This window comes from Nocardioides perillae (assembly GCF_013409425.1).
GTDB classification, from domain to species: domain Bacteria; phylum Actinomycetota; class Actinomycetes; order Propionibacteriales; family Nocardioidaceae; genus Nocardioides; species Nocardioides perillae.
The window spans coordinates 2053809-2077562 of the sequence record NZ_JACCAC010000001.1 but is presented as its reverse complement, the minus strand read 5'-3'; the positions used below and the strand labels follow the sequence as shown (position 1 = coordinate 2077562).

The window sequence follows — 23754 nt, the reverse complement described above, 5'->3', positions numbered from 1 at the left end:
GGGCCGAGAGCGCCTCAGGCCCGGAACTGCCAGGGATCGGTGCAGCGCGTGCTGACCCGGACCTCCACCGTATCCCCGCCCTCGCCCCGCGGCGCGAGCGCCCGGCGCAGCCGCTGCTGCAGCACCGGGAGCCACGTCCACTCCGCGGCCCAGTGGGCGACGTCGACGAGCGCCGGGCCGTCCCACTCGCGGAACTCCGAGGCGGGGTGGTGCCGCAGGTCGCTGGTGACGTAGACGTCCACGTCGGCCCCGCGCAGCCGGTCGAGCAGGAAGTCCCCCGCCCCGCCGCAGACGGCCACCCGACGCACCTCGCGGTCAGGGTCGCCCGCCACCCGCACCCCGTGGGCCGTGGCCGGCAGCGCGGCGGCGACCCGCTCGGCGAAGGCGCGCAGCGAGCTGGCGGCGACGGTGCCGACCCTGCCCGTGCCGGTCGCACCCGTGCCCGGGTCGGCGAGCTCGAGCACGGCGTACGACGGCTCCTCGTAGGGGTGGGCGGCCAGCAGCGCGCGCACCACCGCGGTGCGCCGCGAGCGCGGCACGACCACCTCCACGCGGGTCTCCGAGACCCGCTCCGGCACCCCCACCTCGCCGATCGCGGGGCTCGCACCGGGCAGCGGCCGGAAGCGGCCCTCCCCGGCGACGCTGAAGGAGCAGTCGGCGTAGTCGCCCAGGGCGCCGGCGCCGGCGTCGGCCAGCACCCGGCGCAGGGCGTCGGCGTCAGCGCTCGGCACGTGCACGACGACCTGGTCGAGAGCGGGCAGCGGCGCAGGCAGCAGCGGCTCGAGGTCGCGCAGCCCCAGGGCCACCGCGAGCGACTCCGAGACGCCGCCCTCGGCCTGGTCGGCGTTGGTGTGGGCGGTGAGCAGCGCGCACCCGGCCGCCGTGAGGGTGGCGAGGGTGCGCCCCTTCGGCGTGGTCGCCGCGACGCCGTGCACCGGCCTCAGCAGCAGCGGGTGGTGGACGACGAGCAGGTCGGCGCCCCAGTCGGCGGCCTCCTCGGCGACCGTCGGCGCCGGGTCGACCGCCAGCAGCACCTTGCGCACCGGCGTGGCCGGGTCCCCCGCCACCAGCCCGACGGCGTCCCAGGCCTCGGCCGTGCCGGGCGGGTACCACCCGTGGACGAGGTCGACGACCTCGCGCAGGGCGGGGCCGACGGGCGCGTCAGGGGCAGCCATGTCGGGCAGGCTAGTTGACCTGCCGCTCGCGCCCCTCCCAGTAGGGGGCGCGCAGCTTGAACTTCTGCAGCTTGCCGGTGGCCGTGCGCGCCAGCTCGTCGCGGAACTCCACCGACGTCGGCGCCTTGTAGCCCGCGGCCTTCTGCTTGCACCACGCGATCAGGTCGGCCTCCGAGACCTCCTCGCCCGGCGCGAGGACCACGAGCGCCTTGATGGTCTCGCCCCACTTCTCGTCGGGCACCCCGATCACCGCCACCTCGGCCACGGCGGGGTGCGAGAAGAGGACGTCCTCGACCTCGATCGAGGAGACGTTCTCGCCGCCGGTGATGATCACGTCCTTCTTGCGGTCGTTGATCGTGAGGTAGCCGTCGTCGCCGATCGTGCCGCCGTCACCGGTGTGGAACCACCCTCCGGCCAGTGCCCGCTCGGTCTCCTCCGGCTGCTGCCAGTAGCCCTCGAGCACCACGTTGGAGCGGGCGAGCACCTCCCCCGCGCCCTCGGGTGAGTCGTCGATGCGCAGGCGCACGCCGAGGGCAGGGGCCCCCGCCCGCACGAGCCGCTGGGCGCGCTCCTCCGCGGGCAGGTCGTCCCACTCGGCCCGGCCGCGGTTGATGGTCAGCAGCGGCGAGGTCTCGGTGAGGCCGTAGATCTGGATGAACTCCCACCCGAGCTCCTCCTCGACGCGGGCGACCGTGCGGGTCGGCGGCGGGGCGCCGGCGACGATGATGCGCACCCGGTCGCGCCCGGGCACCTCTCCCTCCCACGACTGCGCGGCCTCGAGCACGGCCGCCACGACGGCCGGCGCGGCGCACATCACGGTGACGCCGTGCTCCTCCACGCGGCGCAGGATCTCGGCGCCGTCGACCTTGCGCAGCACCACCTGCGGCACGCCGAGCCCCGTCATCGCGAACGGCATGCCCCAGCCGTTGGCGTGGAACATCGGCAGGGTGTGGAGGTAGACGTCGCGGTCGGTCACGCCGGCGTGCATCGCGAAGGTGACCGCGTTGACCCACACGTTGCGGTGGGTGATCTGCACGCCCTTCGGCCGGGCGGTCGTGCCAGAGGTGTAGTTGATGCACGCCGTCGCCGACTCGTCGGGCTCCCACGGTCGCGGGTCCGGCCCGCCCTCCTCCGGGGCCGCGGCGTAGAGCGCGGCGTCGTCGCCGAGCACGAAGCGGTGCTCGGCCGTGACGTCGGCGAGCGCCTCGTCGAGCTCAGGGTCGACCAGCAGCACCCGGGCGCCGGAGTGCTCGACGATGTAGCGCACCTCGTCGGGCCGCAGCCGGAAGTTCACCGGCACGAGCACGCGCCCGGACCCGCAGACGCCGAAGAACGAGGTGAGCAGGCGGGCGCTGTTGTGCGAGACCACCGCGACCCGGTCGCCCACCTCGAGCCCGAGCTCGTCGAGACGCGCGGCCTGGCGCCGGGCGAGCGCCGCCACGTCGGCGTAGGTGAGCGTGCCCAGCGAGGGCGCCGGCTGCTCCGGCTCGTCCACCGCGCCCGTGCGGGCGGGGTAGACCTTCTCGGCGCGGTCGAGGAAGTCGCTGACGCTGAACGGGACGAACATGTGGCCTCCTTCACACGGGGTCGCCACCCTAGCCGCGAGGTCCCACGGGATGAGAGACCTCTCACGGTGGTCTCACGACCTCCCCACCGTCGGGCACCATCGTGGGGTCATGAGCACGTGGCTGAAGCTCCTCCTCTCCGTCGCGGTGCTGCTCCCCATCGGGGGGTACGTCGCCGGCACGCTGGCGGGCGCGCAGGCGCCGGCACCCACCCCGCGCGAGCCCGTCGTGCTCCGCGACGCCCCCGCCTCCCCCTCCGGCTCCCCGGCGCCGTCGCGCACCCCGCGGCCCGACCCGACCCGCCCACCGCGCGATCGGGACGACGACCAGGACGACGGGGGGGAGGACGCCGTCGAGGACGGTCGCGACGACCTGGACGACGACCGGGACGACCGGGAGGACGACCGTGGCACGGCCGGTGCCGGCGGTGCCGACCGCGACGAGGACCGCGGCGACGGCGTCCGTGTGGTGACCCCGTCCCCGACCCGCCTCGCGCCCGACCGCGACGACGACCGCGAGGACCTGGACGACGACCGGGACGACCGGGGCGGCACCGACGACGACGCGGACGACGACGCCGACGACTCCGGTGACGACGATGACGACTGAGCGCCGGTGAGCAGCACCCCGACCGGAGGCGGGGTGGCCGAGCGCGGCGCGGCGAGCCGCACCCGGCTGACGGTCCGCACCCGCATCACCGTCACCGCCGCGCTGCTCAGCACCCTGGCCCTCGCCGGGGCCGGGGTGCTGGTCTACGCCCTGGAGTCCTCGCGCATCGAGTCCGACGTCACCGCGCAGGTCGACCAGGAGGTCGCCGAGCTGCGCGCCTTCCAGGCGAGCGCCGTCGACCCCGACACCGGCGGGCCGATCGACGACCCCAACCGGCTGCTCGAGGTCTTCTTGACCCGCAACGTGCCCGACGACGACGAGCTGCTCATCTGGTACGCCGGAGACCAGCTCCGCGAGAGCTCGCAGGCGGCCGAGGAGGACTCCCGCGACCTGCGCACCCGCAACCGCTACGGCAGCGAGATCCTGGAGCTCCCGGCGTTCGAGGACACGGTCGCGGGCTTGCTGGCCAGCGGCGGCACCCGCGTGCTGGAGGACACGCCGTACGGCGAGGTGTGGGTGACCGCCGTGCCCGTGCAGCGCGGGGCCAGCACCGAGGTCGAGGGCACGCTGGTGATCGTCAACTTCCTGCTCGACGAGCACAGCGAGCTGCGGCGCACGATGCAGACCTACGCGATCGTCTCGCTGCTCTCGCTCGGGCTGCTGACGCTCGTGGCGGCCCTGCAGTCGGGCCGGCTGCTCGCGCCGCTGCGGGCGCTCCGGGCGACGGCCGCCGAGATCTCGACCTCCGACCTCACCCGCCGCATCCCCGAGACCGGGTCTGGCCGCGACGACGTCACGGCGCTCTCGCGCACCTTCAACGGGATGCTCGACCGGCTGGAGTCCGGCTTCGGCGACCAGCGCCGCTTCCTCGACGACGCCGGCCACGAGCTGAAGACGCCCCTGACCGTGCTGCGCGGCCACCTCGAGCTGCTCGACCCCGACGACGCGGCCGAGGTGGCCGAGACCCGCGACCTGCTGCTCGACGAGGTCGACCGGATGGCGCGCCTCGTCGGTGACCTGATCCTGCTGGCGAAGAGCCAACGCCCCGACTTCCTCGCGCCGGCGCCGGTCGACATCGGCGCCCTCACCCGCGCCGTGCACGCCAAGGCGTCCGCCCTGGGGGAGCGCGACTGGGCGGTGCCGGAGGTCGCGGACACCGTCGCGGTGCTCGACGAGCAGCGCATCACCCAAGCCCTCCTGCAGCTCGCCGACAACGCCGTCAAGCACACCGAGCCCGGGTCGCGGGTCGAGGTCGGCTCACGCGTGGCAGAGCGCCACGTGGAGCTGTGGGTGCGCGACGAGGGCCGTGGCGTCCCGGCGGCCGACCGCGAGCGCATCTTCGACCGCTTCGGGCGCAGCGTCGTCCCGCGCGGCGACGAGGGCTTCGGGCTCGGCCTGTCGATCGTGCGGGCCATCGCGGAGGCGCACGGCGGGACGGCGCACGTGGAGGACGCGGTGCCGCGCGGCGCCCGCTTCGTCGTGCGGGTGCCCCTCGTGCGACCCGGTGACCCGCCGGCGCCCGCGCGGGAGCCGGCCGACCGGGCGCCGGCACCCCGCACCGTCACCTCTCCCGCCGCGCTCGACGCCGCCGACGACGAGCCCACCCGCGCCCTGCCCGCCGTACCTGCCTCTGACCCCGACCGAGAGGACTCCCCGTGGCCCGCATCCTGATCGTCGAGGACGAGCAGCGCATCGCCTCCTTCCTCGACAAGGGCATGCGCGCGGAGGGTCACCTGACGACCGTGGTCGGCGACGGGCGCGAAGCCCTCGACGTCGCGCTGCGGGGCGAGCACGACCTGGTGGTGCTCGACATCGGGCTGCCCGGCCTCGACGGCTTCGCGGTGCTCGACCAGCTGCGCTCGCAGGGCTCGAAGGTGCCGGTCATCGTGCTCACCGCCCGCGACTCGGTGACCGACACGGTCTCCGCGCTCGAGGGCGGCGCCGACGACTACGTGCCGAAGCCGTTCCGCTTCGCCGAGCTGCTCGCCCGGGTGCGGCTGCGGCTGCGGCAGGCCGCCGAGGCGGCGAGCGGGCCGGGCGGGTGGCAGGACGACGCGCTCGAGGCCGGTGGCGTGCGCCTCGACCTGCGCACCCGCCGCGCCAGCGTCGGCGGGGTCGAGCACGACCTGTCGGCGCGCGAGTTCGCGCTCGCGGAGATCTTCCTGCTCAACCCCGGTCAGGTGCTCAGCCGCGAGCAGCTGCTCGACCACGCCTGGGGCTACGACTTCGACCCCGGCTCCAACGTCGTCGACGTCTACGTCGGCTACCTGCGCAAGAAGGTCGGCGCCGACCGCATCGCCACCGTCCGGGGCGTCGGTTACCGCTTCGTCCCCTGAACCGCCCTCGTCGGAGTCACCGGTCGACCGGTGACTCCCGCACTGGTGGCCCGAGGACTCGGGGCACAGGTGCAGGAGTCACCGGTCAGCCGGTGACTCCTGCAACCCAGGGCCGGTGGCTCAGCCGCGCACCCGGAAGCCGGCGAGGCGACCGCGCGGCAGGCCGGTGAGCACCGGCTCGAGGGCCTCGGACACCTCGGCTGGCTGTGGTCGGGCGGCAGGGTCGCGCTGCAGGCAGGCGGTGAGGACCTCCGCCACGGCACCGGGCACGCGGCCGGGGAGCGGCCGGGGGTCCTCGACGGTCTGCGGGAAGCGCCGGGCCACCTCGGCGTCGGGCGCGTCGGGGTCGCCGTCGCGGAAGGGCCGGGCGCCGCTGACGGCTTCCCAGACCGTCGCGCCGAGGCCCCACACGTCGCTGGCCGGCCCGGGGACGCCCCAGGCGCCCTGCGGGTCGCACTGCTCGGGCGCCATGTAGGCGTCGGTGCCGATGAGCGCGCGCAGGTCGGCGGCCTCCTCGACGGTGCGCGCGACCGAGAGGTCGATGAGGCGCGCGGGGGCGCCCATGATGACGTTCGACGGCTTGACGTCGAGGTGCACGTAGCCGATGCGCCCGCAGTAGTGCAGCGCCGCGGCGACGTCGATCGCGAGCGGGAGGTACTGCTGCTCCTGCAGCGGTCCGTAGCGCCGCACCAGCGACGACAGCCGCGGGCCGTCGCAGTTCTCGAGCACGACGTAGGGCCGCTCGTGGGCGAGGTCGTAGCGCAGCCCGCGGACCACCACGGGGTGGTCGACGTCGGTGAGCGCGCGCACCTCGCGTCGAAGCCCGCGCAGCGCGGACGGGTCGTCGACCTGCGAGGGTCGCAGCACCTTCACGACGACCGGCACGAAGGTCAGCTCGTCGAAGCAGAGGTAGGCCTCGTAGGCGGAGCCGCCCCCGAGCAGCCGCACCGCGGTCAGCTCGGGGGCCAGCTCGTCACCCTCGGCGAGGCGCCAGGAGTCGGGCACTCCGGGTCACCGACGGGTGTCGTTGCGCGAGCGGTCGTTGGTGCGGTTGGCCGACCAGTCGCGCTTCAGCTTGCCGCCGTCGCGGGTGAAGTCGCGCGTCTTGTCGCTGCGGCTCAGGTCGCGGTCTCGGCTCACGCGGGTGAAGTTGCTGCGCGTGCCGTCGCCGGTCGAGCGGCTCACGCCGGTGTTCCGGCTGCGGGTCTGGTCGTTGGTGTCGTCGTCGTCGTCGTCGGCCACCAGCACCAGCTCCGGGGTGTCGTCCTCGCGCTTGGCGAGCTCCGGGTCGGCCGACACGCTCGGCGCCTGCAGCGACAGCAGGCCGACCGTCACGAGCCCGGTGAGGCCGAGCACGGAGGCGGAGGCGATCTTCTTCACGGTGAGTCCCTTTCGTCGAGGGCCTGGGGCCCGGGTGTCGTGGCCCTGCGTCGGCCACGACGAAGACTCTGCCGAGCGGTGGTGAGGTGTCCGTGAGGCTGCCGTGAGAGTGGTCTCACGCAGCCACCTCACGGCGTACGACGGGTGGGAGCGGTGGGCGCGGAGGGGATCGAACCCCCGACCACCTCGTTGTAAGCGAGGGGCTCTACCGCTGAGCTACACGCCCGGGACCCGGGCCGCCGGCCCGGGAGCGGGCACAGACTACGACAGCGCGCCGGGGCGACGTCACCGGGAACGCAAGAGTCGCGCCGCTGGAGTCTCGGGTCTCCAGCGGCGCGACGTGGAGAACGTTAGCAGGGCGGTCACGGCGACGGAAGGCTTCGTCCACCGTCCGCCGCGAGCGGTCTGGACCGCCCGGTCAGTCACCGTCGGCGGCCGCGCGCAGCTGCCGCAGGTGCTCGGCGAGGTCGCGCCCCTCCGGGGCCGCGTTGTGCACCGCCCAGCGCAGCACGCCCTGCTTGTCGACGACGTAGGACGAGCGGTGCGGGCAGCCGCGGCGCTCGTCGAAGACCTCGAAGGACCGGCTCACGGCCCCGTGCGGCCAGAAGTCGGAGAGCAGCGGGAAGTTCAGCCCGTCGGCGTCGGCGAAGGCCCGCACGGCGTAGACCGGGTCGCAGCTGATCGCCAGCACCTCGGTGTCGAAGGTCAAGAAGTCGGCCAGGTGGTCGCGGATGCCGGCCATCTCGCCGGTGCACACCCCGGAGAAGGCGAAGGGGTAGAAGAAGACCGCGACCGCCTTGTGCCCGCGGAAGGACGACAGCGTGACGTCCTGTCCGAACTGGTCGCGCAGGGTGAAGTCGGGCGCGGGGCCGCCGATGCGCAGCCCGGCCGCGGTCGGGGCCTCGACGGTCATGACCGCATCCTCCCACCCACCACCCACGAGGCGTGCACCCCGGTCGACCGCCCGTCCGCCGCGGGTCCGGCCGCGGTCCTCGGTCGCGCGGTCGTCAGTCGCGGTCGAGCTCGCGCTTCAGCACCTTGCCGGTGGCGTTGCGCGGCAGCTCGTCGAGGAAGACCACCTCGCGGGGGACCTTGTAGCGGGCAAGGTTCTGCTTCACCCATGCCTTGAGGTCCTCCTCGGTGCACTCGGCGCCGTCGCGCAGCGCGACGAAGGCGCGCAGGCGCTTGCCGAACTCGTCGTCGTCGACGCCCACCGCGGCCGCCTCGGCCACCGCTTCGTGGCGAGCCAGGCAGTCCTCGACCTCCTGCGGGAAGACGTTCTCGCCGCCGGAGACGATCATGTCGTCGTCGCGGCCCTCGACGTAGAGCCGGTCGTCGTCGCCGATGCGCCCGACGTCGCCGCTCGACATCAGCCCGTCGACGACCTCCTTGTGGCCGCCGCCGGTGTAGCCCTCGAAGAGCAGTCCGTTGCCCACGAAGATGCGCCCGGTCGTGCCGCGCGGCACCTCGCGGCCCTGCTCGTCGAGGATCTTCACGATCGTCGCGTACGGCGGGCGGCCGGCCGTGCCGGGCGCCTCGCGGAGGTCCTCGGGGGTCGCGATGCTGGCGTAGGCCACCTCGGTCGAGCCGTAGGTGGAGTAGAGGTGGTCGCCGAAGCGGTCCATCCACCGCGTGGCGAGGTCGCCCGCCAGCGCCGAGCCCGACGACGCCACGACCTTGACGTGGCCGAGGTCGGCGCGGGAGAGCACCTCCTCGGGCAGCCCGAGCACGCGCTGCAGCATCACCGGGATCACCACGACGGAGTCGCAGCGCTCCGACTCCACCGTGCGCAGGAACTCCTCGGGCTCGAAGCGGCGCCGCAGCACGACGGTCGAGCCCAGCAACATGCCGAGCGCGAGGTGGGCGAAGCCCCAGGTGTGGAAGAGTGGGGCCGCGACGTGGGTGCGCCAGCCGAAGCGCAGGGGCATCCGGGAGAGCAGCGCGACCGCGGCGTCGACGCCGGCCTCGTTGCGCGGGGCGCCCTTGGGCGTGCCGGTGGTGCCCGAGGTGAGGATGACGATGCGGCCGTGGCGCTCGGGCGGGTCGAGGTCGGCCTCGTCGCCGCTGCGCACGAGTCGCTCGAGGGTGACGACGTCGTCGGCCGGCTCGGCGTCGGTCCAGGCGAGCAGGCGGTGGGCGGTGGCCGCCTCGGCGAGCAGGTCGGTGAACTCCTCGTCGTGCACCACCACGGTGGGGCCCTCGCGCTCGAGGACCTCCACCAGCTGCGGGCCGCTGAAGGCGGTGTTGAGGTAGAGCACGTCCGCGCCCAGCTTCGCCGCGGCGATGCTGACGTCGACGAAGCCGCGGTGGTTGCGGCACATGACCGCGACGCCGTCGCCCTCGCCGACGCCCAGCTCGCGCAGGCCGCGGGCGAGCGCGTTGCTGCGGAGGTGCACCTCGCCGAAGGTCAGCGTGCCGAGCTCGTCGACCAGGCCCGGGCGGTCGGGGTGGCGCAGGGCGAGCGAGGCGAAGCCGCCCGCGGGGCCGGTGCCCCAGTCCTTGAGCACCTTGGCGAGCCCGAGGAGCGTGCGCGGGCCGTAGGGGCGCACGACGCCGGCCGCGCCGAGCACCCGCAGGCTGGTGCCGGCCGCGCCGAGCCGCTCCCGCACGAGGCGGGAGGGCGTGGAGGTCGCCATCAGGCGGGGGGCTTCGGTGCGACGAGGCGGGTGGCGGCCCAGTCCTTGCTGACGGTCGCCGTGGTCGTCTGGGCGAGCCCGGCGATGGGTGCCGCCTCGGCGATGTCGGCGGCGTCGACCGACTGCGGTCGCCCCACCTTCGGGGTCAGCAGCCAGATCGAGCCGCCGCCGACGAGGTCGGTGAGGGCGTCGACGAGGCCGTCGACGAGGTCGCCGTCGTCCTCTCGCCACCACAGCACCACCGCGTCCACGACGTTGCCGTGGTCGCCGTCGACCATGTCGGCGTCGATGGCGTCCTCGATCGCGACCCGGAGGGCGTCGTCGGTGTCCTGGTCCCAGCCGAGCTCCTGCACGACCATCCCGCGCGTCAACCCCATGCGCTCGGCCGGACCGCCCGTCGGCGTCGCCGCCTCCTGCTGGTCGCCGTGCGTCTGGGTGGACCCGCCACCCGCCGTCGAGCTCAACTCCGACCTCCGTCTCGTGCGCGAGGGCCCGGCACGTCCGGCCGGCCCCGGCTGCGACGACCGGGCGGTCGACGCAGGTGGCACCAGTCCAGCGGAGTCGCGGCCCGTGCGCAACCACGACGTGCGCCACACCACCCGCGCGACCGCCCTCCGGACGTACTCGCGGGTAGATTTCCTCCCGCTCACGGGAGTGCCACGATGGGCCGGTGACCGACGGAACCACCCCCACCCCAGGCACCCGCAGCGGCGCGACCCCCTCGGTGATCCACGAGGGCCTCCCGACCCAGCTGCCCGACATCGACCCCGACGAGACCCAGGAGTGGCTCGACAGCTTCGACTCCCTCGTCGGCGACCGCGGCCGCGAGCGCGCGCGCTACGTGATGCTGCGCCTGCTCGAGCGGGCCCGCCAGTCGCAGGTCGGCGTCCCGGCCCTACGCAGCACCGACTACATCAACACCATCCCGCCCGAGCGCGAGCCGTGGTTCCCCGGCGACGAGGAGACCGAGCGCCGCATCCGGGCGTTCATCCGGTGGAACGCCGCGGTCATGGTCTCGGCGGCCAACCGCAAGGGCCTCGAGGTCGGCGGCCACATCGCCACCTACCAGTCCTCGGCCAGCCTCTACGAGGTCGGCTTCAACCACTTCTTCCGCGGCAAGGACCACCCCGGCGGCGGCGACCAGGTCTTCATCCAGGGCCACGGCTCCCCCGGCGTCTACGCCCGCGCCTTCCTCGAGGGCCGCCTGAGCGAGGAGCAGCTCTTCCGGTTCCGCCAGGAGGTCCAGCACGGCCCCGGCGCGGGCCTTCCGTCCTACCCCCACCCGCGGCTGATGCCGGACTTCTGGGAGTTCCCGACGGTCTCGATGGGCCTGACCGGCCTCAACTCGATCTACCAGGCGCGCTTCAACCGCTACCTGCACAACCGCGGCATCAAGGACACCTCGCAGCAGCGCGTGTGGGCGTTCCTCGGCGACGGCGAGATGGCCGAGCCCGAGTCGCTCGGCGCGATCCGCGTGGCCGCCCGCGAGGAGCTCGACAACCTCACCTGGGTCGTCAACTGCAACCTGCAGCAGCTCGACGGCCCCGTGACGGGCAACGGCAAGATCATCCAGGAGCTGGAGTCCAACTTCCGCGGCGCCGGCTGGAACGTCGTCAAGGTCGTGTGGGGCCGCGAGTGGGACCAGCTGCTCGCCCGCGACGTCGACGGCGTGCTGGTCAACCAGATGAACACCACGCCCGACGGGCAGTTCCAGACCTACTCGGTCGAGGACGGCGCCTACGTCCGCGACCACTTCTTCGGCGCCGACCCGCGGCTGCGGGCCATGGTCGAGCACATGAGCGACACCCAGATCGAGAAGCTGCCGCGCGGTGGCCACGACTACCGCAAGGTGTACGCCGCCTTCGACGCCGCCACGAAGCACACCGGGCAGCCGACGGTCATCCTCGCCAAGACCATCAAGGGCTGGACGATCGACGCCCTCGAGGGCAAGAACGCCACCCACCAGATGAAGAAGCTGACGCAGGACGACCTGAAGAGGTTCCGCGACCGGCTCTACCTCCCCATCTCCGACCGCGACCTGGAGCGCGCCTACGAGGAGACCGGCACCGCGCCGTTCTTCCACCCCGGTGCCGACTCCCCCGAGATCGACTACATGCTCGAGCGGCGCCGCCAGCTCGGCGGGTCGCTGCCGCGCCGCGACGTGCGCGCCAAGCCCCTGACGCTGCCCGGCGACGCGGTCTACTCCGAGATCAAGCAGGGCTCGGGCAAGAACAAGGTCGCCACGACCATGGCGACCGTCCGGCTGCTGCGCGACTGGATGAAGGACCCCGAGATCGGCAAGCGCATCGTGCCGATCGCGCCCGACGAGTACCGCACCTTCGGCATGGACTCGATGTTCCCGGGCGCCAAGGTCTACAACCCCGGCGGTCAGCGCTACGAGTCCGTGGACCGCAAGTTGTTGCTGTCCTACAAGGAGTCCGAGCAGGGCCAGATGCTGCACGAGGGCATCTCGGAGGCCGGGGCCATGGCGTCGGCGACGGCCGCGGGGTCGGCGTACTCCACGCACGGCGAGCCGATGATCCCGTTCTACATCTTCTACTCGATGTTCGGCTTCCAGCGCACCGGCGACTCGATCTGGGCGATGGCCGACCAGCTGGCCAAGGGCTTCCTCGTGGGCGCGACCGCCGGTCGCACGACGCTGACCGGTGAGGGCCTGCAGCACGCCGACGGCCACTCGCCGCTGCTGGCGGCGACCAACCCGGCGGTCGTGCACTACGACCCGGCCTTCGCCTACGAGGTCGCGCACGTGATGCAGTCCGGCCTCGAGCGGATGTACGGCGCGACCGAGCAGCACCCCCACGGCGAGGACGTGATCTTCTACCTCACCGTCTACAACGAGCCGATCAGCCAGCCCAAGGAGCCCGACGACGTCGACGTCGAGGGCATCCTCAAGGGCCTGCACAAGGTCTCCACCGCCGAGGGCGAGGGTCCCCGCGTGCAGCTGCTGGCCTCCGGCGTCGGCTACCCGTGGGTCGAGGACGCCGCGCGGCTGCTGGCCGAGGACTGGGGCGTGCGCGCCGACACCTGGTCGGTGACCTCGTGGAACGAGCTGGCCCGCGACGCGGTCTCGGCCGAGGAGCACAACCTCCTGCACCCCGCCGACGAGGCCCGCACGCCCTACGTCACCGACAAGCTGCGCGGCCACGCCGGGCCCGTCGTCGCGGTGTCGGACTACATGGCGGCGGTGCCGCTGCAGATCGCGCGCTGGGTGCCGGCCGACTACCGGGTGCTCGGCACCGACGGCTTCGGCTTCGCCGACACCCGGCCCGCGGCGCGGCGCTTCTTCCACGTCGACGCCGAGTCGGTCGTGGTGCAGGCGCTGCAGGCGCTCGCCGACGACGGCCAGGTCGACCCCGGCGTCGTCGTGCAGGCCTTCGAGAAGTACCGCATCGACGACCCGACCGCGGTCAAGGACCGCAAGCAGGAGGGCGGCGACGCCTGAGGCACGACCCCGCACGACCGGCCGGCGCCGGGTGCTCCGCTCAGGCGGGGGACCCGGCGCCGTGCACGTGCGGCACGGGGTCGACCGGGGCCTGCCCGGCCTCGGCCTCGACGGGCTCGACCGGCGCACCCTGCTCCAGCAGCTGGCGCCAGCGGGCGCGCGAGTGCAGCGCCGGCTCGGTGGTGCGCACGAAGTCGTGGACCGTCTTGACGAAGCGCTGCGGGTGGTCCTTGTGCGGGAAGTGGCCGGCGTTGGGCACGATCTCGACCCGGGCACCGGGGGCCAGCGCGGCCGCGTTGGCGGCGTGCGAGACGGGGATGACGTCGTCGTCCTCGCCCCACACCACGCACATCGGCATCGCCGCGGTGAGGTAGGCGCGGTCGGCCATGGTGACGACCTGGCCGCGCCAGTCGACCACCGCGCGCACGACGTGGCGGATCGCGGCCCGCGCAGCGGGGTCGCGCAGCGAGTCGTAGATGTCGGCGACCTCGGCGAGGTCGCGGGTGTGCGGCAGGCCGGTGCGCGCGAGGGCGCGCATCGCCGCACCGCCGAGGTGGCGCACCCCGGGCAGGGTCAGGAGCCCGAGGGCCTGGTGGAAGCCGGGGGTCGTGATGGCGCGGATGGCCGGGGTCACCTCGGGGCCGAGACCGCCGGGGGCGACCAGCACCATGCGCTCGGTGCGCTCGGGGAACTGGTAGGCGAACTGCATCGCGACGCCGCCGCCGAAGCTGTGGCCCACGACCGTGACCCGGTCGATCCCGAGCACGGTCAGCAGGTCGCGCATCCCGTTGGCGTAGCCGCCCAGGCTGTAGTCGGCACGCGGCTTGTCCGACGCGCCGTGCCCGAGCAGGTCGGGCGCGATCACCGTGTAGCGCTTGGCGAGGTCGGCGACCACCGGCGCCCACGTGGTGTGGTCGCAGCCCAGGCCGTGGAGCAGCAGCAGCGCGGGGCCCCGACCGGCCCTGACGAAGACGCGCCGGTGACCGTGCACGGTGACGTGCTGGGGGGTGAGCGCGCCGACGGCTGCTCGGGTGGGGCGTGGGCTCATCGAGCCTCCTGGTGTGCGGGCCCGCGGGGGCGGGCCGGTCCCGATTCAACCACCTCGGTACCCACCGGGAGCAGAGAATCCCCTTCCCTGCTTGGGAGTCCTCGTGCCCGACCCCCGCGGCTGCGCGGCGGTAGGGTCGCCTCGTGGCCGCCGACGCCGCCCCCGCGGACCCGGGGGCACCCTCCCGCGAGCGGGCCGCGACCGCCCTGCTGCGGGCGGGCGGGCGGCTGAGCACCGCGGCGACCGCGCGCATGGAGGCCGAGGTCGCGTGGTTCCGCGACCTGTCCGCCGAGGACCGCTCGTGGGTCGGGCTGATCCTGCAGGCGGGCGTGCGGGGCTTCGTCGACTGGTTCCGCGCCGAGGGCGACGACCGGGCCGGGGGTGCCGGCGGGGTCGGCGAGCACGCCGTCGCCGCCGAGGTCTTCGGGGCCGCGCCGCGCGCGCTGACCGGCGTCATCAACCTGCAGCAGACCGTCGACCTGGTGCGGCTCTCGATCGAGGTCGTCGAGGAGCACGTCGACGGCGTCGTCGACCCCCGCGACGCCGCGACCGTCCACGCGGCCGTCCTGCGCTACGCCCGCGAGGTCGCCTTCGCCACCGCCGAGGTCTACGCCCGCGCCGCCGAGATCAGGGGCGCCTGGGACGCGCGCCTCGAGGCCCTCGTCGTCGACTCCGTGCTGCGCTCGGAGCCCGACGAGACGGTCCTGTCGCGCGCCAGCGCGCTCGGCTGGTCGGCGCGCGGCGGGGTCTGCGTGGTGCTCGGCCCCGTGCCGGGCTCGCGGCCCGAGACCGACCTGTTCGACGACGTACGCCGCACCGCGCGCGCCGCAGGCAGCGACGCGCTCTGCGCGACCCAGGGCGACCGGCTCGTGGTGGTCCTCGGTGGCGTCGGCGCCACCGCGGCCGAGGCCACCGCCGCCGCTGCCGTCGTGAGCGAGCAGTTCGGCGACGGGCCCGTCGTCGTCGGTCCCGTCACCCCCGACCTCAGCACCGCGCACCTCTCCGCCCGCGCCGCGGTCTCGGCGCACCGTGCCGCAGCGGGCTGGCCGGAGGCACCGCGCCCGGTGCACGCCGCCGACCTGCTGCCCGAGCGGGCGCTGGCCGGCGACGGCCACGCCCGACGCCACCTCGTCGAGGAGGTGCACGCCCCGCTGGTCGCCGCGGGCGGGGCGCTGGTGGAGACGCTCGGCGCCTACTTCCACCAGGGCGCCTCGGTCGAGGGCACCGCGCGGGCGCTCTTCGTGCACGCCAACACGGTGCGCTACCGGCTCCGGCGCGTCGCCGAGGTGACCGGCCTGGTGCCGACGGACCCGCGCCAGGGCTTCACCCTGCGCATCGCGCTCGTGCTCGGGCGCCAGTCGCGGCGAACCACCCGCCCGACACCGCCGACTTTGTAAGAACCCGACAAGACCCGCCCGGCAGTTTGGTGCCCGTCGCCCACGGGCGCGAGGGCGGTGCGCCCGCAGGATGGACACGTGCTCGTCATCGTCGCCCCCGGTCAGGGTGCCCAGTCCCCCGGCCTCCTCCGCCCGTGGTTGGAGGACCCGACCTTCGCCTCGCGCTTCGCGTGGCTCTCCACCGTCGCCGGCCTCGACCTCGTGCACCACGGCACGGAGTCCGACGCCGAGACCATCCGCGACACCGAGGTCGCCCAGCCGCTGCTCGTCGCCGCCGGCCTCGTCGCCGCCCTCGAGCTCTTCCCGCACCCGGCCGACGCGTTCTCGACCATCGGCGCGGTCGCCGGCCACAGCGTGGGCGAGATCGCGGCAGCGGCCGGCGCCCGGGTGATCTCGGCCGAGCAGGCGATGGTGCTGGTCCGCGAGCGCGGCCGGGCGATGGCCGCGGCCGCCGCCGCCACGCCCACCGGGATGACCGCGGTGCTCGGCGGCGAGCGCGACGAGGTGCTCGCCGCGCTCGGGCGCCACGGGCTGACCGCGGCCAACGACAACGGCCCCGGTCAGGTCGTCGCGGCCGGCACGCTCGCCCAGCTCGAGGCCCTGGCCGCCGACCCGCCCGCCAAGGCGCGCCTCGTGCCGCTGTCGGTCGCCGGCGCCTTCCACACCCAGCACATGGCGCCCGCCGTCGAGCACCTCGGCCGCCTGGCCCGCTCGGTCTCGACCCACGACCCCCGCACTCCGGTGATCTCGAACCGCGACGGTCGCGTCGTCCACGACGGGCGCGACGTCCTCGCCCGGCTCGTGGGGCAGATCGCGAGCCCCGTGCGCTGGGACCTGTGCATGGACACGATGCTCGACCTCGGCGTGACCGGCGTGCTCGAGATGCCGCCCGCCGGCACCCTGACCGGCATCGCCAAGCGGGCGATGAAGGGCGTCGAGACCTTCGCGCTGAAGACCCCCGACCAGCTCGACGCCGCGCGCGCCTTCGTCGACAAGCACGGGGAGGCCTCCTCCATCGACACCACGCCCACCTGGCGGATGGTGGTCTCCCCGGCGAAGGGCACCTTCCACCTCGACGAGGCCGCCGCCGCGGCCGACGTGCTCGCGCCGGAGGCCACGATCGGCGACGTCGCGAGCCTGCGCGACCGCACCACCGTCACCGCGCCCCACGGCGGCCAGGTCGTGGAGTGGCTCGTCGAGGACGGCGACCTCGTCTCCCCCGGCCAGCCGCTCGTGCGCCTGCACCCGCAGGGCGCCGCCTGATGCCCGGCCGCGTCCTCACCGCCCCGACCGGCGCGCCCCACGCCACCCTGCTCGGGCTCGGCGCCTACCGCCCGCGCCGCGTCGTGCCCAACGCCGAGGTGGTCGAGGCGATCGACTCCAGCGACGAGTGGGTGCAGCAGCGCTCGGGCATCAAGGAGCGCCGCTTCGCCTCCCCCGACGAGACCGTCCAGATGATGGCCGTGGCCGCCTCGCGGCAGGCGCTCGAGCAGGCCGGCGTCGCGGCTGCGGAGATCGACTGCGTCGTCGTCGCCACCGTGTCCCACCTCGTGCAGACCCCGGCCGTCGCGGCCCTGGTCGCGCACGAGCTCGGCAGCCAGGGCGCCGCCTTCGACCTCTCGGCCGCCTGCGCCGGCTTCTGCCACGGCGTGGCCCTCGCCGCCGACATGGTGCGCGGCGGCTCCGCGCGCCACGTGCTCGTCGTCGGCGTCGAGCGGCTCTCCGACATCACCGACCCGACCGACCGCGGCACCGCCTTCATCTTCGCCGACGGCGCCGGCGCGGTGGTCGTCGGACCCGGTGAGGCCGACGGCGTCGGCCCCGTCGTGTGGGGCTCCGACGGCGCCCGCGCCGACCTCATCCGGTCGCGGGAGGACTGGCGCGACGTGCTCGCCTCCGAGTCGCCCCGGATGCCCCACCTCGTGATGCAGGGCAACGAGGTCTTCCGCTGGGCGGCCTTCACCATGGCCGGGGTCGCCAGCGAAGCGCTCGAGCGGGCCGGCCTCACCCCTGACGACCTCGACCTCTTCGTGCCCCACCAGGCCAACATGCGCATCACCGACGCCATGGCGCGGGCGATGAAGCTGCCCGCCCACGTGCGCATCGCGCGCGACGTCGCCGAGCAGGGCAACACCTCCGCCGCCTCCGTGCCGCTCGCGCTCGACCGGCTGGTGCGCGACGGCGACGCCCGCTCGGGCGACACCGCGCTGCTCGTCGCCTTCGGTGCCGGCCTGGCCTACGCGGCCCAGGTCGTCACCGTCCCCTGATCGCCCCACCCCGGGCGCCCGCTGCGTCCGCAGCACCCCCTCAGCACCACCCCACGAGGCCCGCACCGGGCCCGCAACCGAAGGAAGGAAGGCCCATGGCCACCACCGAGGAGATCCGCACCGACCTGGCCGAGATCGTCAACGAGGTCGCGGGCGTCCCGGCCGAGGACGTCCAGCTCGACAAGTCCTTCGTCGACGACCTCGACGTCGACTCGCTCTCGATGGTCGAGGTCGTCGTGGCAGCCGAGGAGAAGTTCGGCGTCACCATCCCCGACGAGGAGGTCAAGAACCTCAAGACCGTCGGCGACGCCGTCGCCTACATCGAGCGCGCCCAGGGCTGAGGTCCGCCCGAGCACCGGTCGCGGCGGCCGGCACCACCCGCCGTACGCCGCCGCGCGGGGCTCGCTCCCACCTCACCCCCACCAGCAGCCCGGCACCGACCCGGCAGCAGACCTGCACACGCGAGCGGAGACCTGGATGAAGCACACCCGCGTCGTCGTCACCGGCCTGGGAGCCACCTCTCCCGTCGGCGGCGACGTCCCCACCACCTGGAACGCCCTGCTCGAGGGCCGCTCCGGCGTCCGCGCGCTCGAGGACGCCTGGGCCGAGCCCCTCGGCGCGCGGATCGCCGCGCGCGTGGCGGTGGAGCCCGGCGAGGTCCTCGACCGGGTCAAGGCCCGGCGGATGGACCGCTCGGGCCAGCTCGCGATGGTGGCCGCGCTCGAGGCGTGGGCCGACGCAGGCCTGGCGCTCCCGGGCGCGGTGAGCACGACCAGCGGCGACGAGGGCGAGGACGCGGCGTCGCTCGCCGGCGTCGACCCCGAGCGGCTCGCGGTCGCGATCGCCTCCGGCATCGGCGGCGTGACCACCCTGCTGTCCAACTACGACGCGCTGCTCGAGAAGGGCCCGCGGCGCGTCTCGCCCCTCGCCATCCCCATGCTGATGCCCAACGGGCCGGCCGCCGCCGTCGGTCTCACCGTCGGGGCTAAGGCCGGCGTCCACACCCCGGTGTCGGCCTGCGCCTCGGGCAACGAGTCGATCGCCCTCGGCATCGACCTGATCCGCCTCGGCCGCGCAGACGTCGTCGTGGTCGGCGGCACCGAGGCCGCCGTGCACCCGCTGCCCATGGCGGCCTTCGGCCAGATGATGGCGCTGTCGAAGCGCAACGACGACCCTGCCGCCGCGTCGCGCCCCTGGGACACCGGCCGCGACGGCTTCGTCCTGGGCGAGGGCGCGGCCGTGCTCGTGCTCGAGTCCGCCGAGCACGCCGAGTCGCGCGGCGCACGGGTCTACGCCGAGGCGGCCGGCGCCGGCATCACCGCCGACTCCCACGACATCGCCCAGCCCGACCCGGCCGGCCTCGGCGCCACCCGGGCGATGGTCCGCGCCCTGCGCGAGGCCGACCTCTCCCCCGCCGACGTGGCCCACATCAACGCCCACGCCACCTCGACCCCGCAGGGCGACGTCGCCGAGGCGCTGGCCATCCGCCAGGCGCTGGGCGACGACGCCGCTGCCGGCGCGGTCGTGACGTCGACCAAGTCGATGACCGGCCACCTGCTGGGTGCGGCAGGCGCGCTCGAGTCGGTCGCGACCGTGCTCGCCCTGCACCACCGCACCGTCCCCGCCACGATCAACCTCGAGGACCCCGAGGACGTCGGCCTCGACCTCGCCGCCGAGGTGCGGCAGCTGCCGAGCGGTGACCTCGCCGCGCTGAACAACTCCTTCGGCTTCGGCGGTCACAACGTCGCCCTCGCCTTCCGGAGCGCCGGGTGAGCGCCCCCGCCGCCGCCCCGGCCGCGCGCGTCAAGCTGCCGCGCGAGGAGGACCCGCGCAACCCCGTCCACCGGCTCACCGCGCTCCTCGACGAGGGCAGCCTGTCGCTGCTCACCCCCGACGACGACTCCGGCATGCTCGCCGCGGTCGGCACCGTCGAGGGGACCCGCGTCGTGGCCTTCTGCTCCGACGCGACCGTCATGGGTGGCGCGATGGGCGAGAAGGGCTGCCAGGTCGTGGTCGACGCCTACCACCGCGCCATCACCGACGGCCTGCCGATCATCGGGCTGTGGCACTCCGGCGGCGCGCGGCTGGCCGAGGGCGTGCTCTCCCTGCACGCCGTGGGCCGGATCTTCCAGGTCATGACGCAGGCCTCCGGCGTGGTCCCCCAGGTGTCGGTCGTGCTCGGACCGGCAGCCGGCGGCGCGGCGTACGGCCCGGCCCTGACCGACGTCGTGGTGCTGGGCCCCGAGGGCCGCATCTTCGTCACCGGACCCGACGTCGTGCGGTCGGTCACCGGCGAGGACGTCGACATGCTGCGGCTCGGGGGGCCCGAGCCCCACGGCCGCCGCTCGGGCGTGGTCCACATCCTCACCGACAGCGAGCGCGAGGCCCTCGACAGGGCCCGCGCGGTCGCCGCGCTGCTCGGCGACCAAGGGCTGCTCGACGTGGCCGCCGTCGAGGACCGCGACCTCGCCGCCGTGCTGCCGGACTCGCCCAAGCGCGCCTACGACGTGCACCCCCTGGTCGAGGAGCTGCTGGACACCGGCACCGTCACCGAGCTGCACACCCGCTGGGCACCCAACGTCGTGGTCGCCCTCGGGCGGCTGGGCGGCCGCACCGTCGGCGTGGTGGCCAACAACCCGCTGCGCCTCGGCGGCTGCCTCGACAGCGCCTCCGCGGAGAAGGCGTCGCGCTTCGTGCGGATGTGCGACGCCTTCGGGGTGCCGCTCCTCGTGCTGGTCGACGTGCCGGGCTACCTGCCCGGCGTCGGGCAGGAGTGGGACGGCGTCGTCCGCCGCGGCGCGAAGCTGCTGCACGCCTTCGGCGAGTGCGTCGTGCCGCGCGTGACGCTCGTGACCCGCAAGACCTACGGCGGCGCCTACATCGCCATGAACGCCCGCTCGCTCGGCGCCACCAAGGTCTTCGCCTGGCCGGGCGCCGAGGTGGCCGTCATGGGGGCGGTCGCGGCGGTGCGCATCCTGCACCGCCGCCGCCTGGCCGAGGTGGCACCCGACATCCGGCCCCAGGTCGAGGCCGAGCTCGCCGCCGAGCACGAGCGCATCGCCGGCGGGGTCGACAAGGCCGTCGAGATCGGGGTGGTCGACGAGGTCGTCGCGCCGTCGGCGACGCGCACGGCCCTGGCCCGCGCGATCGCGGAGGCCGTCGACACCCACGGGGTGCGGCGCGGCCACCACGGCAACATCCCGCTCTGAGCAGCGCTCGAGGGGCCGGCACCACCGGGGTGGTGCCGGCCCCTCGTCACGCTCCACAGGTCGCGACGCGGCCGTCGCGCCCTCGTGCCTCGCGCCCGGCGCTCAGACGACCTGGTGCAGCCAGCGCACGGGGGCGCCGTCGCCCGCGTGCCGGAACGTCTCGAGCTCGTCGTCCCAGGGCTTGCCCAGCAGCTTGTCGACCTCGAGCAGCAGCGTGGTGTCACCGAGCGCGGCCTTGACCACCGCTGCCTTCAGCCGGTCCTCGGGGATCATCAGGTCGCCGTGGAGCCCGGTCACGGCGTGGAAGACGCCGAGGTCGGGCGTGCAGGAGAAGCGCACCCCCTCCGAACCGGACGTGGGCTCCTCGGTGACCTCGAAGCGCAGGTGGTTCCACCCCCGCAGCGCAGAGGTGATGGCGGCCGCGGAGCCGACGTCGCCGGTCCAGGACAGCTCGGCGCGGTAGGTGCCCGCCTGCGCCGGCTGCGGCGTCCAGGCGAGGTCCACGGGCGCGCCGAGGACGCCGCCCACGGCCCACTCGATGTGAGGGCACAGTGCGGACGGCGTCGAGTGGACGTACAGGACGCCTCTCGTCGCAGCACGGGTGCTGGTGCGTGTGGTCACGGTGACCTCCTCCATCTCCGGCGTCGAGGTACGCCTTCCCCAGCGGTCTCGTCGAGGAGATGAGTGCAGTCGTGTGACACGTGTGTCGTTGTAGCACCATTGTGGCGCACGAGGACGCGACGCGCCAGTGCTGACGGGCACCCGGCGCGGCGCGGGTGTGGCACGCTCGCCCGGTGACCACCGCAGTCGAGCCCGGCTCCCCCGGCGACCTGCCCCTGACGGGCGGCACCCGGATCCGGTCGCGGTCGTGGTGGGCACTCTTCGCGGCGGGGCTGGTCGCGGCTGCAGGCTGGTACGCCGCACACCCGGCCCCGCTGCCCAGCGACGGGAGCGTCGCCGCGCAGACCGCGGCCGGGACCCCGGTGACGCTCGGCGTGCTGAGCGTCGACGACCGCGCGGTCGAGCTGCGGGAGGTCGGCTGGGACCGGTCCGCCCTCGGCGCCGGCGACGAGCTGACGGCACACGTGTGCCGCGGCGGCTCCGTCTCGGCCACCCGCGACCCGTCCGCCTTCTGCACCTCGGTGGTGCCGGCCGAGGGCACGACGCTGCGACCCGGTGACCAGCTCGTGCTCGAGGTGGTCGCCGAGGAGCCGGGCCGCCTCGTGCTCGAGGGCCTCCGGGTCGCCTACCGCGACGGGTGGCAGTGGGGCGAGCAGCAGGCCGGGCGCACCGTGGAGGTCGTCATCACCGAGCGCTGACCCGGGTCACCTCGGTCAGCCCTGCGACCGCGCCTCGAGCGCGGCGGCCCGGTCGGCCGCGTCCGTGAGCTCGTCGGCGTCGATGGCGTGGGTGCGGTGGAACCACTCGAGCGCGTCGGTGGCGCGACCGGCGGCCTCGAGGGTGTCGGCGTAGGCGTAGCGCAACCGCACCACCCAGGACCCGCGCGACTTGTTGTTGAGGGGCGCGAGCTCGAGCGTGCGCAGCGCGGCGTCGAGCTGGCCCAGGTCACGTCGTGCGCCTGCCTCGACGATCGTCATCTCGGCCTTGGGCTCGGGGGCGAAGTTGGCCACCGACGGGCTCTTCGCCAGCTTGATCGCCTGCTCGGGCTGACCGAGGGCGCGGTGGCAGTCGGCCATGATCGGCAGGTAGGCCGTGGCGCCGTTCATCCGCTTCGCCGCGCGCAGCTCCGCCAGCGCCTCGGCGTAGTGACCCGCGGCGTACGCCGCCTCGCCGGTGGCCTCACGCACGACCGCGATGCGCGACGCCCGCGCCCGGGCGGCGAGCGTGTGGCGGTAGGCGGTCTCCGGGTCCTCGTCGATCAGCATGCCGGCCGCCGCCAGGTGGCGCGCGACGCGGGCCGCCAGCTTCTCCGGCAGACCACGCAGCTGGGCCGCGACCGAGCGGTCGAGCTCCTTGCCCGTGACGTCCTCGGGCAGCGGCGGACCGTCGTAGGTCGCCTGGTCCACCGGGCGCTCCCGCTCGGTGCGGGGAGCGCGGCGGTCGCCGCCCCGCCGGTCGTCGCTGCGTGCGCCGCGCCGGTCGTCGGCGCGGGGGCCCCTGCGGTCGTCGGCGCGCGGGCCCTTGCGGTCGTCGCCGCGGGGGCCCTTCCGGTCCTCGCCGCGCGCACCGCGCCGGTCGTCGGCGCGCCCCCGACCGGCGCTCGAGCCGCTCGACGCACCCGCGGGCCGGCCCCGACCCTGGCCCTCGCGCCGGCGGTCGCCGCCGCCGCTGCCGCTGCTCGGTCGTCGCTGATCCGCCATGTGTCGTCCTCGTCGTCTCGTGGGGCCCGCGCACCGGCGTCGGCCCTGGAATGCGAGAAGGCCACCCCAGACTGGGGTGGCCTCCTCGTAAGGGGTTGTCCGGCGGCGTCCTACTCTCCCACAACCTCGCGGTTGCAGTACCATCGGCGCTGAAAGGCTTAACTTCCGGGTTCGGAATGGGACCGGGTGTTTCCCGTTTCGCTATGGCCGCCGTAACACTTGTCGAACCCCCACCTCACCGGTTGTCCCGTGCTGCCACACACGTGTGTGGCGGCTCGGGGGGTGTGGTGGTGGTCCACCCTTTGTGGAGTTGTTTCTCCCGTGGGTGGGTTGTGGTTCGGGAACCGC

General features: G+C 74.6%; 21 protein-coding genes, 1 tRNA gene and 1 rRNA gene. 11 read left to right on the top strand and 12 right to left on the bottom strand.

What is annotated here, in order from left to right:
* Positions 1–14 precede the first annotated feature (14 nt).
* Complete coding sequence (locus BJ989_RS09615; RefSeq protein ID WP_179518015.1) at positions 15–1175, bottom strand: Nif3-like dinuclear metal center hexameric protein; 1161 nt, start codon at positions 1173–1175, stop codon at positions 15–17.
* A gap of 10 nt (positions 1176–1185) precedes the next feature.
* Complete coding sequence (locus BJ989_RS09610) at positions 1186–2742, bottom strand: AMP-binding protein (RefSeq protein WP_179518014.1); 1557 nt, start codon at positions 2740–2742, stop codon at positions 1186–1188.
* A gap of 109 nt (positions 2743–2851) precedes the next feature.
* Here BJ989_RS09610 and BJ989_RS09605 point away from each other — a divergent pair, with 109 nt between their 5' ends.
* From BJ989_RS09605 to BJ989_RS09595, 3 genes are read left to right on the top strand one after another with little or no spacing between them, the layout of a single operon-like run.
* Positions 2852–3349 (top strand): hypothetical protein, encoded by a 498-nt coding sequence (locus tag BJ989_RS09605; RefSeq protein WP_179518013.1) that lies wholly within the window; start codon positions 2852–2854, stop codon positions 3347–3349.
* A 6-nt stretch (positions 3350–3355) separates the two neighbouring features.
* Positions 3356–5020: an ATP-binding protein gene (locus BJ989_RS18755; RefSeq protein ID WP_179518012.1), complete on the top strand. Its 1665-nt coding sequence runs from the start codon at positions 3356–3358 to the stop codon at positions 5018–5020.
* On the top strand, positions 5005–5685 hold the full coding sequence (locus BJ989_RS09595) for a response regulator (RefSeq protein WP_179518011.1): 681 nt from the start codon (positions 5005–5007) through the stop codon (positions 5683–5685). The genes BJ989_RS18755 and BJ989_RS09595 overlap by 16 nt, the downstream gene beginning before the upstream one ends.
* 120 nt (positions 5686–5805) lie before the next feature.
* Here BJ989_RS09595 and BJ989_RS09590 read toward each other — a convergent pair whose 3' ends face one another.
* From BJ989_RS09590 to BJ989_RS09565, 6 genes are all read right to left on the bottom strand, one after another.
* A complete protein-coding gene (locus BJ989_RS09590; protein ID WP_179518010.1) occupies positions 5806–6690 on the bottom strand; it encodes a protein kinase domain-containing protein in 885 nt (294 codons plus the stop codon).
* A gap of 6 nt (positions 6691–6696) precedes the next feature.
* Positions 6697–7065: a hypothetical protein gene (locus BJ989_RS09585; protein WP_179518009.1), complete on the bottom strand. Its 369-nt coding sequence runs from the start codon at positions 7063–7065 to the stop codon at positions 6697–6699.
* A gap of 154 nt (positions 7066–7219) precedes the next feature.
* Positions 7220–7291, bottom strand: a tRNA-Val gene (locus BJ989_RS09580).
* Positions 7292–7483: 192 nt separating this feature from the next.
* Positions 7484–7978, bottom strand: a complete 495-nt coding sequence (locus tag BJ989_RS09575; protein WP_179518008.1) for a peroxiredoxin — start codon at positions 7976–7978, stop codon at positions 7484–7486.
* 94 nt (positions 7979–8072) lie between these two features.
* Positions 8073–9701, bottom strand: a complete 1629-nt coding sequence (locus BJ989_RS09570; RefSeq protein WP_179518007.1) for an AMP-binding protein — start codon at positions 9699–9701, stop codon at positions 8073–8075.
* Positions 9701–10165 (bottom strand): DUF3052 domain-containing protein, encoded by a 465-nt coding sequence (locus tag BJ989_RS09565; RefSeq protein WP_246283422.1) that lies wholly within the window; start codon positions 10163–10165, stop codon positions 9701–9703. Before BJ989_RS09565 ends, BJ989_RS09570 begins: the two co-directional genes overlap by 1 nt.
* Positions 10166–10371: 206 nt before the next feature.
* Here BJ989_RS09565 and aceE point away from each other — a divergent pair, with 206 nt between their 5' ends.
* The gene (gene aceE / locus BJ989_RS09560; RefSeq protein WP_179518006.1) at positions 10372–13164 is read left to right on the top strand and encodes a pyruvate dehydrogenase (acetyl-transferring), homodimeric type; all 2793 of its coding nucleotides are present in this window, start codon (positions 10372–10374) and stop codon (positions 13162–13164) included.
* A gap of 40 nt (positions 13165–13204) precedes the next feature.
* On the opposite strand, the gene BJ989_RS09555 is transcribed toward aceE, so the two are convergent.
* On the bottom strand, positions 13205–14212 hold the full coding sequence (locus BJ989_RS09555; RefSeq protein ID WP_179518005.1) for an alpha/beta fold hydrolase: 1008 nt from the start codon (positions 14210–14212) through the stop codon (positions 13205–13207).
* Positions 14213–14355: 143 nt separating this feature from the next.
* Between BJ989_RS09555 and BJ989_RS09550 the strand changes: the two genes are divergently transcribed.
* The 6 genes from BJ989_RS09550 (at position 14356) to BJ989_RS09525 (ending at position 21085) form a co-directional block, all read left to right on the top strand.
* Entirely contained in the window at positions 14356–15609 is a 1254-nt protein-coding gene (locus BJ989_RS09550; RefSeq protein WP_343049228.1) for a PucR family transcriptional regulator, read from the top strand.
* Positions 15610–15687: 78 nt separating this feature from the next.
* On the top strand, positions 15688–16872 hold the full coding sequence (locus tag BJ989_RS09545) for an acyltransferase domain-containing protein (protein WP_179518004.1): 1185 nt from the start codon (positions 15688–15690) through the stop codon (positions 16870–16872).
* Positions 16872–17876, top strand: a complete 1005-nt coding sequence (locus tag BJ989_RS09540; protein ID WP_179518003.1) for a beta-ketoacyl-ACP synthase III — start codon at positions 16872–16874, stop codon at positions 17874–17876. Before BJ989_RS09545 ends, BJ989_RS09540 begins: the two co-directional genes overlap by 1 nt.
* A 95-nt stretch (positions 17877–17971) precedes the next feature.
* Positions 17972–18217: an acyl carrier protein gene (locus tag BJ989_RS09535; RefSeq protein WP_179518002.1), complete on the top strand. Its 246-nt coding sequence runs from the start codon at positions 17972–17974 to the stop codon at positions 18215–18217.
* A gap of 136 nt (positions 18218–18353) precedes the next feature.
* Entirely contained in the window at positions 18354–19649 is a 1296-nt protein-coding gene (locus BJ989_RS09530; protein ID WP_179518001.1) for a beta-ketoacyl-[acyl-carrier-protein] synthase family protein, read from the top strand.
* The gene (locus BJ989_RS09525; RefSeq protein WP_179518000.1) at positions 19646–21085 is read left to right on the top strand and encodes an acyl-CoA carboxylase subunit beta; all 1440 of its coding nucleotides are present in this window, start codon (positions 19646–19648) and stop codon (positions 21083–21085) included. Before BJ989_RS09530 ends, BJ989_RS09525 begins: the two co-directional genes overlap by 4 nt.
* Before the next feature lie 102 nt (positions 21086–21187).
* Here BJ989_RS09525 and BJ989_RS09520 read toward each other — a convergent pair whose 3' ends face one another.
* Positions 21188–21706, bottom strand: coding sequence for a DUF3145 domain-containing protein (locus BJ989_RS09520; protein ID WP_425489988.1), 519 nt, complete (start codon positions 21704–21706; stop codon positions 21188–21190).
* Between the two features lie 173 nt (positions 21707–21879).
* Between BJ989_RS09520 and BJ989_RS09515 the strand changes: the two genes are divergently transcribed.
* Positions 21880–22404: a hypothetical protein gene (locus BJ989_RS09515; RefSeq protein ID WP_179517998.1), complete on the top strand. Its 525-nt coding sequence runs from the start codon at positions 21880–21882 to the stop codon at positions 22402–22404.
* A 15-nt stretch (positions 22405–22419) separates the two neighbouring features.
* Here BJ989_RS09515 and BJ989_RS09510 read toward each other — a convergent pair whose 3' ends face one another.
* Both BJ989_RS09510 and rrf read right to left on the bottom strand, forming a co-directional pair.
* Positions 22420–23406 (bottom strand): tetratricopeptide repeat protein, encoded by a 987-nt coding sequence (locus BJ989_RS09510; protein ID WP_179517997.1) that lies wholly within the window; start codon positions 23404–23406, stop codon positions 22420–22422.
* 97 nt (positions 23407–23503) lie between these two features.
* Positions 23504–23621, bottom strand: a 5S ribosomal RNA gene (rrf, locus tag BJ989_RS09505).
* Positions 23622–23754 lie beyond the last annotated feature (133 nt).